The following is a 14184-nucleotide window of genomic DNA, read 5'->3' as shown; positions in this document are numbered from 1 at the left end:
AATCGAATAAAGTTTCCTAGAAAATCTAGGAAACTTTTTTTATTTCATAAACATTTCACATTTCTTTTCTATAATAACTATAACAAATGATGAAAGCGTCCACATTGTATTGTCGTGGACCTTGAAATGGAGGGTGAGATCATGCTCTTACAACAGGCAATAGCCTATATTTCTCGAAAAAGAACGAGGAATCTGGTCCTCTTTCTGATTCTCCTCTTGATCCTCTCTTGCTTGTATTTCTGTTTTTCACTGATGCAAGTAGGAGGAAGACTGGAGGAACATATCAAGCAGTCGGCTGGGACCAGCTTTGCCCTGACCAGTAAGCAGGGGGATAGGCCCTTTGCTCTGAAGGAGGCTGAAAAGGTGCAGCAGATAGCTGGGGTAGGAACCATGGTTCCTCAATATGAAAGTCCCGTTCGCATTCTTGGTAAAGAAGCGGTGACTGGGCAGCAGTCGGTAGAGCGGGATGATTTGGGTCAGGAAGCCAAACAAGCGCTAGGTGCTGTCTTTACCCAGAAGACAGACCAGCACCTGGATTTCCGCAGTAGCAGTTTCCAACTGGTGCAAGGCAAACACTTATCCGACAAGGCTCGTGGCCAGATCTTGATCCACCAAGAGTTGGCTAAGAAGAACAAGCTTAAGGTCGGAGATTCCTTGACCTTATCCAGCTTTCAGATGGGAGAGACTCCTGCCAAAGAGCAAACCTTTAAAATCGTAGGGATCTTTTCAGGTAAGAAACAGGAAAAATTCACAGGAATGACCTCTGATTTGAGTGAAAACCAAGTCTACCTCCCTTATGAGGATGCGACTAAGCTCCTTGGTCTCAGTCAGCAAGAAGTGACGCAGGTCACCTTTGGCGTCAAAGATCCTGAGAAAATCGATGCCCTCTTGAAGCAAGTTAAAAGCTTGGATCTGGATTGGCAGTCTCTACGCGTGGTCGAAGATCGCAAGGCCTTTGACCAGATGAAGGAATCCTCTCAGACCCTAGAAGGCCTGGTGCGGATCATGATGATCGTCCTCCTGGTGACGGGAGCCGGTGCTCTATCGCTCTTACTCAGTCTCTGGACACGGGAGCGGATCCATGAAATCGGCGTCCTCTTATCCATTGGGAAGAGTAAGGGCCGGATCTTTAGACAGTTCCTCTTGGAGGTGGTGCTGGTATCCTTACTAGCGGTGATCCCAGCATTTCTCATCGGGCGGATGGTCAGCCATCGTTTCTTAGAGCAGTTTGTCGGACAGACCGGTCAACAGCAGACCCTAGACTTGCTCAACCAAGTCCCTCAAGGCCTTTCCTTAGGAATCGCCTATGCTAGCCTCTTGTGCTTGATCCTTTTGTCGCTCGGTGTAACTACCAGCATGATCTGGCGCAAGAGCCCAAAAGAAATATTAACAAAAATGAGTTAAGGAGAAATGATACTTATGTTAGAACTCAAACATGTATCCTATAGTTACCAAAGCTACCAAGAAGAGATCTTCTCAGACGTGAACTATCAGTTCGCAAATGGGACATTTTACAGCATTATCGGTCAGTCTGGAGCAGGGAAATCGACCCTCCTCTCCCTCTTGGCTGGTCTGGACAATCCCAAGAAGGGACAGGTTCTCTTTGATGGGGAGGACATCCAGACCAAAGGGTCTAGCTACCACCGCAAGCACCATGTCTCCCTGGTCTTTCAGAATTACAATCTGATTGATTATTTGACGCCACTTGAAAATGTCCGCCTGGTCAACAAACAAGCTGGGAAAGACATTCTCTTGGAATTGGGATTGGACGAAACGCAAATCAAACGCAATGTCCTGCAATTATCTGGAGGGCAGCAACAGCGGGTAGCCATTGCGCGTGCGCTCGTTTCAGAAGCACCTGTCATCTTGGCGGATGAGCCGACTGGAAACCTTGACGAACAGACAGCTGGTGACATCATTGCCATTTTGAAGAAGTTGGCCAAGGAACGCCAAAAATGTGTCATCGTCGTCACCCACAGTAAGGAAGTGGCAGAGGCCTCCGATGTGGTCTTGGAATTGAGTCGCCGTAGCCTCGTTGAGAAGAGCAAGTAAGGAGGGAATGCTATGTTGCGCAATGCTTTTGCTTATATCACACGGAAATGGCCCAAGTCTCTCCTGCTCTTTGCCATCATTCTCCTCATGGGGACCTTGAGCTTGATCGGACTCTCCATGAAGGGGGCAACCCAAAAAGCTTCATCGGAAAGCCTGGGATCCATCACCAATAGCTTCTCCATGCAGATCAACCGCAGGACCAATCCGGGAACCCCTCGGGGAGCTGGGAATCTCAGAGGAGAAGATATCGAAAAAATCAGCCAGGTAGAGGGGATCACCTCCTCTATCAAGCGGATCAATGCCATCGCAGATATCCTAGATCACGAGATCATTGAGACTGAAGAAACCCTGCAAAATCAATCTCCAGAGCGGGCCAAATACTTCAAGAACACCTTGATGGTGACGGGGGTCAATGACTCTTCAAAAGAAGATAAATTTGTCTCTGGAGCCTACAAGCTGGTCCAAGGGGAGCACCTGACGGATAAGGATAAAAACCAAATCCTCATGCACGAAGATTTGGCGAAAAAGAATGGCCTCAAGGTGGGCGATAAGGTGCGTCTCAAGTCCAATCTCTATGATGCTGACAATGAAAAAGGGGCCAATGAAACCGTCGAAGTGACCATTAAGGGTCTGTTCTCAGGGAAGAACCAAGCTCCTCTGACTTACGCCCAAGAGTTGTATGAAGATACGCTCATTTCTGACCTAGATACAGCTGCCAAGCTCTATGGCAATACTGTTCAAACAGCTACCTATGAGGATGCGACCTTCTTTGCCAAGGGGGATCAGGACCTGGATGCCTTGATCGAAAAAATCAAAGCACTCGACATTGACTGGAACCTCTATGACTTGGTTAAGAGCTCTTCCAACTACCCGGCCTTGCAAAAATCGATCAGCAGCATGTTCCAAGTGGCGGACTACTTGTTTATCGGTAGCCTCGTCTTTGCTAGCTTGCTTCTCACCCTTCTCCTCGTCTTGTGGCTCAATGCCCGTCGCAGAGAAGTGGGAATCTTATTGGCTCTAGGACTCTCTAAGGTACAGATTGCGGGACAATTCGTAGCAGAATTGGTCATGATTTCCATCCCAGCCTTCCTCCTTTCCTATGGAGTTGCAGGACTTCTTGCCAAAGCTGTGGGAGATACGGTGCTTAAGAACGTAACCAGTGGCATTGCCAAACAAATGGCTCAAGAATCCTCTGCAGCCAACCTTGGTGGTGGAGCTGAGGCAGAAAGCTTCAGTAAGACCCTGACAGACCTCCATATGGACATCCAACCGAGCCAATTGCTGGTGATTGTTTTGGTTGGCGGCCTCCTCTTGATTCTGGTATCCATCCTTTCTTCTCAATGGCTCTTGCATAAGAAACCAAAAGATCTCTTGGTGGATGTCGAATAAGAGATTGTTTCCTAAAATAGAAATAGGGTATAATAGGAGGTAGAAGAAGTTTCTTAGATAAAAGGAAAGTGTATGAAGATACTAATCGTAGAAGATGAAGTCCTGATTCGCGAAGGGATGAGCGACTATCTCATGGAATGTGGCTATGAGATCTTTGAAGCAGGCGATGGGCAGGAGGCCCTAGACCTCTTTCACAGAGAAGCGCCAGATCTGGTCTTGCTGGATATCCAGCTCCCTATCCTCAATGGCTTGGAGGTCCTTAAGACCATCCGGAAGACCAGCTCGGTCCCTGTCCTCATGCTGACGGCCTTCCATGACGAAGACTATAAGTTGACGGCCTTTGGAGAGTTGGCGGACGGCTACCTGGAAAAACCCTTTTCCTTGTCCCTCTTGAAGGTCCGTATCGAAGCTATTTTTAAAAAGCTCCAGCCTTCCCGGGTCTTCACCTATGGAGAGGCACGGGTGGATTTTGAGAGCTATACAGCCAGTCTAGCTGGGCAAGCCATCTCCATGAATGCCAAGGAGTTGGAAATCTTGGAATACTTGCTCCAGCATGAAGGCAAGGCCCGGACCCGCTCTCAGATCCTCGATGCCGTCTGGAAGGAGACGGAGGAGATTCCTTTTGACCGGGTGATCGATGTCTATATCAAGGAACTACGAAAAAAACTAGAGCTGGACTGTATCGTAACGGTACGCAATGTCGGCTATAAATTGGAGAGACCATGACCAAACGGAGTATCTTTGCAAAGATCTTTCTGATCACCTTTGCCCTATTTAGTGGCTTAGTCATCCTTCTACATGCTTCGGTTTACTTTATTTTCCCGTCGACCTATATCGAGTCCCAGCGCCAGACGATTTTGAAGAAATCGCAGGCCCTGGCCAAGAGTTTCCAAGGGCAGGAAGAAGGAACCATTGAGTCGGTCATCGACCTTTATTCCAAGACCAATGATATCAAGGTCTCGATCAAGGGCAAGGAAAAACAGAATGCCCTAGAGGTCAAGGATGACCTGCTCCTGAACCCTGATAGCCAGAACAATTCCCTGGTCATTGAAGAGCGAAAAATCCAGACCAAAGAGGGAAAGGACTTGACCTTGCAATTCTTAGCGACCGTCGATTCGCAAAAGGAAGCGCGGGACATCAGTCTGGGCTTTCTTCCCTATAGTCTTCTTGCTTCCTTTGTCCTGTCAGTGATTGCTTCCTATCTCTATGCCCGCCTGATTTCTGCTCCGATCCTGGAGATCAAGCAGATGACCAAGCGGATGAAGCGCTTGGATCGGACAGCCAGTCTTCCCATTCATTCGCAGGATGAGATTGGCGTCCTCAAGCAACAGATCAACGATCTCTATCACCATCTCCTAGAAGTGATCGACAATCTAGAACAGCAAAAACAGGAAAATCTGAGGTTGGAGCAGATGAAGGTTGAATTCCTACGGGGAGCCTCGCATGAGCTCAAGACGCCGCTAGCCAGCTTGAAGATTATCCTTGAAAATATGCGGGATAAGATCGGCCGCTACAAGGACCGGGACCGCTATCTGTCGGTCTCCCTCGATATCGTCGATGAGATGAACCAGATCGTCCTAGAAATCCTGTCTCTCTCCTCTTTCCAAGAATTGGCCGGAGATAAGGAGTGGATCCAGTTGGATCAGGTCGTAGAGCAGATCCTCGACCAGTATAAGGTCTTGGCTCAATCTCGCTCGCTCACGATTGACAATCAGATCCCAGCCAAACCAGTCTATATGGACCCAGCGATTCTGAAATTGGTCCTCTCAAATGTCATCAGTAATGCCGTCAAGCATTCGGATGCCGGAGGAGAGATCCAGCTCCGACTCGAAGGGGAAGGGACGAACTTGGCTGTTGAAAATACCAGCCAGGAAATGGTAGAGACCGCTGAGCTGCCAATGACCGCTAGCCGTCAGAAGAAGGAAGGCGGCTTGGGACTCTTTGTGGTCCAACACTTGCTAGACCATGAAGAACTGGCCTACCAATTTGATAAAACAGCTATGGGCTTGCGCTTCCGTATGGAACTGCCCAAAGATCCACAAGAATAAAAAGAGGCTAGGACAAAAGTCCTAGCCTCTCAATTATTTTTGGATTGTCGAGCAAGACGCAGTGGTTGAGTGGGCTCTACTACGCTGATTTCATCAGCTTTTACAGCCCTACTCAACTGTGCGGAGGTGGGACGACGAAATCGAATTCTAACGAATTACCGATTTCTGTCCCACTCTCTTGTATTTAATCAACCTTTTCTACCTTTAGCAGTTGGCCATGTTTTAATTCATAAATGGTATCCACATAGGTCAGGATGGAGCGGTCATGGGTCACCATGATGGCGCTCTTGTTTTTGGATTTGACTTCTTTCTGGATCAACTGGGCGATTTCTTGCCCTCGATCTGGGTCTAGGCTAGCCGTTGGTTCATCGGCTAAAATGACCTGTGGATTTCCGATGAAGGCCCGAGCGATGGCTGCCCGTTGTTTTTGCCCACCGGACATCTGATTCGGGTATTGGTGGTAACAAGCTTCGATGCCTAGATCTGCCAACAAGGCTTTGACTTCCTCTTGGCGTTTTTTCTTGTCCTTCTCCCCTTTTAATTTGGCCACCAGTTCTAACTGGTCACCGATTTTCATATAGGAGAGGAGCTGGTGATCTTGAAAGATAAAGCCGAGCAATTCCAGCCGTTTTTGCGTCCACTGGCCTTGGTTGAGGCCGGTCAAGTCTTGGCCAACGATAGAAATCCGCCCCTCGTCCGCTGATAAAAGCAAACCAGCGATAGCTAAGAGAGTGGATTTACCGGATCCTGAAGGGCCCAAGATCGCGACAAATTCGTTGGGTTCGACGTTTAAATTCAGCTGGTTTAGGACATGGTGCATCTGGCTACCATCGGCGTAGGATTTTCTGATATTTTCTAATGCAATAATGGCCATCTTATTCTCCATTTCCACCAATGACTTCGATTGGATCTACTTTTTTTATTTTGACAAGGGACAAGGCACCACACAAAATAGAAGTTAGGATAAAGCTAACCGAGATGGTGAGGTTGTCTTTCAGGGTCATAAAGGAAGGGACGCTATTGGGTAAAAATGGCGCCATTATGGTTGCCAAGCCAAGTCCCAGCAGCACTCCGATGAGGGAGATAATGGTGAGCTGGGATAGTTGGACATAGGTAATCTGGCTCATGGACATGCCAATGGCCTTCAAGACGCCGAACTGTTTCAACTTCTGCAGGGTGAGGATATAGAAGAAAACCCCAAGGATAGCAGAAGAAGCGAGTAAGAGCACCCACGTGATCATCCGTAGCGTCAGATTTTGAGCCTTGTAGCCAGGGATTTTATCGATCACCTGCTTCTTATCCGCCACCATTAAGTTGCTGGCTAGATCGCTAGAAGGGATGTTTTTCTTAGTCACTAGGGTTTGGGCTTGCCATTGATAGCTTGGATCTGTTTTTTGCCGCATACCTGTGTAGGTTTCAGAGCTGATAAAGCCAATCTCGCTGTAGCCGTATTTGGCATTTTTCGCGAAGGCCACGACCTTGAGTTTTTGCTTAGAGGTTTTATCGATCACTTGATCACCGACTTGGATCCCCTCATCCTCTTTGAAAGAACTGTCCAAAATGACCTCGTTTTTCTTTAAGTCGGAGATCTTGAGGTCTGTATCTTCCATGATTGGATTGAGGATCTCTTTTTCATTGTGATCGGTTGCGAAGTAGGTGATATCCAGAGTGTTGGAATCCTCTGATTTTGAGACGGTTGCCCGCTGGATGGACAAGCCAGAATAGTCCACCCCCTCTATCTTTTGGACCTCATCTACATCTTTCGCCGTAATAGTTGAAAAGGGGATAATCCCTTCTGAATCTGTTGAAAGGATGTAATGTAGCGACCCATAGTTATCGATTTGGGCCGATACCGACCGGCCCAGTCCATTTGTCAGACCGGACAAGAATACCACCATAAACATGAGGATGGTAATGAGGAGTTCAATCAGGATAAACTTCTTGGGTTGGTATTTCATTTCATTCCATGCGATTTTCATATTCGTTCTCCTTTTAGCACGGAGGTGCTCAAGTAGCTTGGCACCTAAACATACTCTACCATCATACCACAAGTGGGGGGATAATAGGGGGATGGTGTTTGGGGAAGTATGAAGGTATCAAAAATTATTGAATGATAAATAATGAAATTATATTTTTCTAAAAAAAGAAACGATTTCCGAAAAGTTGAGAGTTTGTTATGATGAATATTCAAGACTTAATTTAAGATTTTTAAAATTTTATTATTTTTCAAATTACTAGTTTTAGGGAATTTCGCAATCGATAAATAAACAATTGATAGATAAGTCAGATTGTATTTGACATTAAATGGACATTGGCAATGTTTTGGAAGAAAATAAGTAGAGGAGTAAGTGCCTCTGTTGTTATAAAAAAATGTGAGAATTTTTTTAGTTTGTCCTTAAATTCATTGATAGTAGCTCTCCTTATATTCACACATTATTTGATTTAGAGAAATAAACATGCTACAATGAAAGCGTATACAAAAAACATAAGGAGGAAATGAAAATGAAAAAAACAACTAAGTTTTTGCTAGGTGGTTCATTAGTAATATTGTTTTTAACTCCAGTATCTCAAGTTAAGGCTGATTGGCATCAAGATAATGTTGGTTGGTGGTATTCACTAAACGATGGTTCTTATTATAAAAACACGGAAGCTAAGATTAACGAGAAGTGGTATAAATTTGATGATAGAGGCTATATGATGACCGGCTGGCAGCTAATATGGGAGCGTAATGATAGTAATTATGGGATTATCAAAAACTGGTCTTATTTTGATCCAGTAAATGGTGATAAAAAACTGGGCTGGCAAAATATAGATGGAAAGTGGTATTATCTTACTAAAGACGGGGCACTTATGGGTGATCAAAACATAGATGGGAAAAAATATTATTTTGATCCTGTTAATGGTGATATGAAAACGGGTTGGCGATCCGAACAACAAAATTCAAATACAATTTGGAATTATTTTGACCCTGAAAGTGGAGCCAAAGTAGAAGGTTGGAAAAATATAGATGGTAAATGGTATTACTTTCCTAAATATTACCATGCAGTAACTGGTTTCTGGAGTATAGATGGAAAAGATTATTATTTCGACCCGATTAATTGTGATATGCAAACAGGATGGGTATCTAAACAATACCATTATGGGACAGAAAAGTTGTATTTCGACCCTGTAAGTGGAGCCAAAGTAGAAGGTTGGCAAGAAATAGATGGGAAAAAGTATTACTTTGGTTGGAATGGGGCATTGAGAAATCATAGAAAAATAGATGGAAAAGATTATTATTTTGATCCAGATACTTGTGAATTGAAGATAGGCTGGTTTGAGGCGTTGGGAAACAAATATTATGCAGATCCTAACGATGGTGGGGCACTTGCATCAAATAAAACTTTAATTATAGATGGTATTTCATACACATTCGATTACAATTGCATTCTTATCAATAATGCGCCTTAAATGGTCAACACCTCAAAAGTCAATTTTTTCTAACTTTTGAGGTGTTTTTAACTATGAAAAAGAATTACGTTATACAATAGAGTGAGTTATTTGGTAGTTAAGAAGCTTCATTTAGATCCTTACTTATAGCTAGTTTTTGATAAAACTAGTTGCTAAACTTTTGATAATTTCTAAATACGTAGGGAACGTTATTTTTTAAACTAACTTTTGAGTTCTATTCCAGATGACATTTTCTCTTGTTTTATTTAAAAACGTACAGTGACAGACTTTATATTTTATTTTGGTGATTATGACCTCACTCTATCCACACATTATTTGATTTAAAGTAATAAAGATGCTACAATGAAAGCGTATACATCTGGTGATATAAGGAGGAAAAAAATGAAAAAAATAACTAAGCTTTTGTTAGGTGGTGCATTAGTAATATTGCTTTTAGCTCTACCATCTCAAGTTAAGGCTGATTGGCATCAAGATAATATTGGTTGGTGGTATTCAACAAATAATGGATCTTATTATAAAGATACATTAGCTTATATTGACAACAATATTTATAGATTTGATGAAAGAGGTTATATGATAACCGGCTGGTATTTAGAGGAGCATAGGAATACTAATGGTAGTCTATACAAAGAATGGTCTTATTTTGATCCAGTGAGTGGAGCCCGATTAGAGGGGTGGCAACAGATAGATGGAAAATGGTATTATTTTAATTCAGGTTGGATGGCTCAAGGTAAGCAAAATATTGATGGAAAAGATTATTATTTTGACCTAGTTAATGGTGATATGAAAACAGGTTGGATATCTACGCCAGGACTTAATGGTACAGATTGGTCTTATTACGATCCTGTAAGTGGAGCCCGATTAAAGGGGTGGCAACAGATAGATGGTAAATGGTATTACTTTATAGACTATTCTACTTATAATTATGCATTAAAAGGTTTCAATAAGATAGATGGAAAAGAATATTATTTCGACCCAGTTAATGCCGATATGAAGACAGGTTGGATATCTACGCCAGGACTTAATGGTACAGATTGGTCTTATTACGATCCTGTAAGTGGAGCCCGATTAAAGGGGTGGCAACAGATAGATGGTAAATGGTATTACTTTATAGACTATTCTACTTATAATTATGCATTAAAAGGTTTCAATAAGATAGATGGAAAAGAATATTATTTCGACCCAGTTAATGCCGATATGAAGACAGGTTGGATATCCCAACAAGTTGATGTTAAAAAATGGTATTATTATGATCCAAAAAGTGGAGAACGACTGTTAGGTTGGCAAGACATAGATGGGAAGAAGTATTACCTTACATCAGAAGGGGCATATTGTGGTTATACTTATACTATAGATGGAAAAGAATATTATTTCGATCCAGTTACTTGTGAATTAATAACAGGATGGTTTGAATATAACGGAACAAAACGTTATGCAGACCCAAATGATGGTGGAGCACTTGCATTAAATAAAACTTTAATAATAAACGGTGTTTCATACTCTTTCTCTGATAATGGGGCACTTATTACTAATAAGCCTTAATATATCAACACCCCAAAAGCTAAATTTTTCTAACTTTTGGGGTGTTTTTAATTATGATAATAACAGACCACCCTCGCGGTGGTTTGTTCTATACTAGACATACATCGAAGCGGAGCTAGAAAAGAAGTGAGGAAAGGAGGATGTCTGTGCTAAAAAAAGGATTGATCTTTCTATTATTAGGAATGACTGTGTTAGTAGCTTGGCTTCTCTTTGTTCCGGATGAACAACCAACTCCAAATTTTTCATCTAAAAATAAAATTGAATTGCTGGCAAGAATACTTGATCATCGTAATGCCAATACCATTAGAGAAGCTGGCTATGGGATTCCTTCAGACGCAGAGATCAGACGTGTGGGTGGCATAGACCAACTGGAAATGGATGGGGATTTGAAATGGATGGTACGAGTTCCTAGTCCAGATGACAATAAAATCTTGATTACCTCTTCAACGATCATTGAGGGTGAAAAAATAGATGTAGCCTTTTCATTAGATAAAAAGTGGGTATTACTACATGCTAGTTATTTCCATACGGAGAAAGATGGGATCACTAACCAAGTTGAGGTCAGTGATTCTCAGCAAACAGAGCTCCTAGAAAAAGTGCAAACAGCATTAAATCGCTTTGTAGAAAAAATGGAGCAAGAGCTAAAGACGTAACAAGTTTTGGATATCTTAAAAAGAATGAAGTTCCGTAGTCTTTGGTTAGAAGGAGCTTTCAAAATAGATCAAAAAAACCACCTTCGGGTGGCTTTTTTCTATACTCGTTCTCACCATTTCGTCAAAGAGATTTCTCCGCTATTGAGCCAGATTTCTTCCTGATTGTCTAATTGGACCAAGAGTTGGCCGGTATCAGAGATATCTTTGGCGAGGCCTTGATAGGTCTGTTGGTTCTGATCAAAAGTAACGGTTCGTCCTAGGACCAGGGAGCGCTCTTTGTAGAGGTAGACCAGTTCATCGACATCTGTTTGGAAGAATTCCTTCCAGATCTCACTGATGAGGTCATTGCGGGTGATGGGACAAGGCCCTTCAAATAAGGAACCTGCCTTACTTTCTAGCTCTTCTGGGAAAGTAGGAATGGCTAAATTGAGACCGACTCCGATAATGACATCCGTGACGAGACCAGTCTCAATCGAGGTGATAGCTTCGGTGAGGATTCCCCCAATTTTTTTATGGCGGTAGTAAATATCGTTGACCCACTTGATATCGATATCGATCAGGGTCAGGTTTTTAATAGCCTTGAAGATGGCTCCAGCGACCATGAGGGTATAAGGGGGGAGCTCCGCAGGGGGCAGTTGAGGCTTGAGATGAAGGGACATGTAGATGCCCCCTTGATCGGGACAGTAGTAGTCACGACCAAAGCGACCTTTTCCAGCAGCCTGCGAATTAGCTAGGTAGAGGGCCTTGCCTTCTTGATGGCTTTCTATGCCTAATTTGGCGTCCAATTGGGTGGAGCTACATTGTTCGTTTAAGGAAACGGTCAATTGGGTATTTTTTGCGATCACATCAGGTAGCAGAATATCGCCTGAGACCAGTTTGTAGCCCTTCTTTTTGAGGGATTCGATAACGACCCCATCTTTTTCTAGCCGTTGGATAGCCTTCCAGATAGAGGTGCGGGAAACACCTAGTTCTTTTGCCAGCTGCTCCCCGTTGACATAATCATCTGCCTGAGAAAGGGTTTGAAAGAGGATTTCGTGTGTTTTCATAAGACCTCCTAACGACTGCTATCTCGAATCGTCAGTTTGGTGGCTAATTTAACCATATAGGGAACACTTGGTTGAGATACCTGAAAGGTCTGACGCAACATCTGAATGGCTTGCTTGCCCATTTCTTCTGTGTAGACGGTCACTGTAGAGAGGGCAGGAAAGACATACTTGGCGATGGAAGTATCATTGAAGGAAATGAGACTGACGCGATCAGGAACTGCGATTTGGTGCTCCTGAAGGGACCGCAGAGCCCCGACAGCCAAGGCATCACTGGCCATGAAAAAGGCAGTTGGCAAGTCGTCGCCCAATGCTTGAATCAGTTGCTCCATCATCTGATAACCTGACTCAGTTGAAAATTGACCAACAGAGACAAAGCGCTCCTCATAAAGTCCTTTCTCCGTGAGATACTGTTGAAAGGTCCGTTGACGGGGATCCATCTGAAGTGGTGTCGCATCTGCTGTCTCTTCCTGCCCGACCAAGAGCCCAATCTCCTTGTGACCATGCTCAAGGAAATGCTTGAGAGCGGTGATGACAGAATCTTCTAGATCGGTCGTCACACAGGAATGCCCTAAATAGAGGGTATTGCTATCGACAAAGATCAGGGGTTTGCCATAGCTTTCTAGATCTCGAATGGTCTTGGGACTGAATTTCCCAAGAGCGATAATGCCGTCTGCTTCTTGAATCAAGGACCAATCGTCATTATTAAAGATACGAAAGATCTCATAGCCTAATTCCTGGGCTTGTTTTTCTAACCCCATCCGAATGGCATAGTAGTAGAGGTCATCTAATTCTTCTTCGCGCCTGTACCATTCAAAAATGACGATTTTATGAAAATCCTCAACTGGTTGAGGCGCTGTTTTTCGGCTCTTCTTTTGGTAATGCAGGTCCTCAGCGATGCGAAGAATCCGATTGCGCGTGTTTTCGCCGACCGATAAGCTCGCATCCTGGTTGAGGACGCGAGATACCGTTGCCTGAGAAACGCCTGCTTTTTCTGCAATGTCTTTAATCGTTGCCATAGTTCTTCCTTTATTGATTTCTACTTCCAGTATACTCTAAAAACTAGTAAAAAGAAATAAAATTTTACTAAATTTTATGTTTGCTACGATATTGGCTAGGAGTCAGTTGGCTATAGGCCTTAAAAGCCTTTGAAAAATAGAGGGGATCTGAAAAGCCCACCGAGTAAGCTACAATCTTAATGCTTTCGTCTGTGTTGGTCAGTAACTGCTGGGCACGCTGCATGCGGACCGAGTGCAAGAATTCCTTGGGAGAGATCTGGTGAAACTCCTTAAAGACAGTTGTCAGATAGGAGCGATGGACATTGAGGTCATCGGCGATCTCTTGAATACTCAAGTGTTCTTTAGCGTAGTGCGTCTCAATCACATGCTTACAGGTCAGATAGAGCTGATAGGTGGGAGATGGATGACTCCGATGGATATCGGGAGCCACTTCACTGATTAGAAATAGTAGTTCATAGATCTGCGAGAGGAGATGGAGTTGGTAGTGAGAAGTCATTTTCGAAGCCTCTGCCTTGTGGACGAGTCGCTCCATAAACTGGCCGATCTTTTCTGTTTCCACTTCTGTTTTCTTTAAAAAGCCTTTTTCATGCAGGGTTGAAAAACGCATGAAATCACTCACCTTGGTGCCACTGATGCCAATCCAGTAGTAGGACCAAGGTTCTTCGGCATCGGCCTTGTAGTAGGTCACTTTATTTTTGGGGAGAAGAAAGAGATCCCCGGCCTCTAGGTGGATTTCTTTTTTATTGAAGTGGAAGACTCCCTTTCCCTTGGTAACAAAATGCAGTACAAAATTATCTCGGACGCTAGGACCAAATTCATAATTCTTCGGACAATCTTCGTAGCCATAAAAATCAAGGGCTAGGTCAATAGTGTCGGTTTGGTATTCAGAAAAGACTGACATGGTTGAACCTCCTACCTAACATTTTACCATATATGTGCAACAAAATTCTATTTTCGGAAGCGTTTACAATGAGTAAAATAAAGACAT

General features: G+C 43.5%; 13 protein-coding genes. 8 read left to right on the top strand and 5 right to left on the bottom strand.

Annotation, left to right across the window (positions count from 1 at the left end; translation table 11 throughout):
- Positions 1-141 precede the first annotated feature (141 nt).
- From LPB220_RS07085 to LPB220_RS07065, 5 genes are all read left to right on the top strand, one after another.
- Complete coding sequence (locus LPB220_RS07085) at positions 142-1404, top strand: ABC transporter permease (RefSeq protein WP_150906312.1); 1263 nt, start codon at positions 142-144, stop codon at positions 1402-1404.
- A gap of 9 nt (positions 1405-1413) precedes the next feature.
- Positions 1414-2052 carry an ABC transporter ATP-binding protein gene (locus LPB220_RS07080; RefSeq protein WP_201037522.1) on the top strand — a complete coding sequence of 213 codons (639 nt, stop codon included), beginning with the start codon at positions 1414-1416 and terminating at the stop codon, positions 2050-2052.
- A gap of 12 nt (positions 2053-2064) precedes the next feature.
- Positions 2065-3441, top strand: coding sequence for an ABC transporter permease (locus LPB220_RS07075; RefSeq protein ID WP_150906310.1), 1377 nt, complete (start codon positions 2065-2067; stop codon positions 3439-3441).
- A 72-nt stretch (positions 3442-3513) separates the two neighbouring features.
- Positions 3514-4167: a response regulator transcription factor gene (locus LPB220_RS07070; protein WP_013903782.1), complete on the top strand. Its 654-nt coding sequence runs from the start codon at positions 3514-3516 to the stop codon at positions 4165-4167.
- Positions 4164-5489: a sensor histidine kinase gene (locus tag LPB220_RS07065; RefSeq protein WP_150906309.1), complete on the top strand. Its 1326-nt coding sequence runs from the start codon at positions 4164-4166 to the stop codon at positions 5487-5489. Before LPB220_RS07070 ends, LPB220_RS07065 begins: the two co-directional genes overlap by 4 nt.
- Positions 5490-5673: 184 nt before the next feature.
- Here the strand turns inward: LPB220_RS07065 and LPB220_RS07055 are convergent, their stop codons facing one another.
- Entirely contained in the window at positions 5674-6363 is a 690-nt protein-coding gene (locus LPB220_RS07055; RefSeq protein WP_150906308.1) for an ABC transporter ATP-binding protein, read from the bottom strand.
- 1 nt (position 6364) lies between these two features.
- Positions 6365-7468 carry an ABC transporter permease gene (locus LPB220_RS07050; protein ID WP_150906307.1) on the bottom strand — a complete coding sequence of 368 codons (1104 nt, stop codon included), beginning with the start codon at positions 7466-7468 and terminating at the stop codon, positions 6365-6367.
- A gap of 523 nt (positions 7469-7991) precedes the next feature.
- On the opposite strand from LPB220_RS07050, the gene LPB220_RS07045 reads away from it, so the two are divergent.
- The 3 genes from LPB220_RS07045 to LPB220_RS07035 all read left to right on the top strand — a co-directional run bounded on the left by LPB220_RS07045 (position 7992) and on the right by LPB220_RS07035 (position 11134).
- Positions 7992-8939 carry an N-acetylmuramoyl-L-alanine amidase family protein gene (locus LPB220_RS07045; RefSeq protein WP_070449127.1) on the top strand — a complete coding sequence of 316 codons (948 nt, stop codon included), beginning with the start codon at positions 7992-7994 and terminating at the stop codon, positions 8937-8939.
- A gap of 381 nt (positions 8940-9320) precedes the next feature.
- A complete protein-coding gene (locus LPB220_RS07040; RefSeq protein WP_150906306.1) occupies positions 9321-10481 on the top strand; it encodes an N-acetylmuramoyl-L-alanine amidase family protein in 1161 nt (386 codons plus the stop codon).
- 140 nt (positions 10482-10621) lie between these two features.
- Positions 10622-11134: a hypothetical protein gene (locus LPB220_RS07035; RefSeq protein ID WP_150906305.1), complete on the top strand. Its 513-nt coding sequence runs from the start codon at positions 10622-10624 to the stop codon at positions 11132-11134.
- 110 nt (positions 11135-11244) lie between these two features.
- Here the strand turns inward: LPB220_RS07035 and birA are convergent, their stop codons facing one another.
- The 3 genes from birA to LPB220_RS07020 all read right to left on the bottom strand — a co-directional run bounded on the left by birA (position 11245) and on the right by LPB220_RS07020 (position 14097).
- Positions 11245-12180, bottom strand: coding sequence for a bifunctional biotin--[acetyl-CoA-carboxylase] ligase/biotin operon repressor BirA (birA, locus tag LPB220_RS07030; RefSeq protein WP_150906304.1), 936 nt, complete (start codon positions 12178-12180; stop codon positions 11245-11247).
- An 8-nt stretch (positions 12181-12188) separates the two neighbouring features.
- Complete coding sequence (locus tag LPB220_RS07025) at positions 12189-13196, bottom strand: LacI family DNA-binding transcriptional regulator (RefSeq protein WP_150906303.1); 1008 nt, start codon at positions 13194-13196, stop codon at positions 12189-12191.
- Between the two features lie 67 nt (positions 13197-13263).
- Positions 13264-14097: an AraC family transcriptional regulator gene (locus LPB220_RS07020; RefSeq protein ID WP_150906302.1), complete on the bottom strand. Its 834-nt coding sequence runs from the start codon at positions 14095-14097 to the stop codon at positions 13264-13266.
- Between the last annotated feature and the right edge of the window lie 87 nt (positions 14098-14184).

The organism is Streptococcus sp. LPB0220 (genome assembly GCF_008727815.1).
Classification (GTDB): domain Bacteria; phylum Bacillota; class Bacilli; order Lactobacillales; family Streptococcaceae; genus Streptococcus.
Note: the sequence above shows the minus strand (reverse complement) of the source record. Positions and strands in the feature narration are given on the sequence as shown.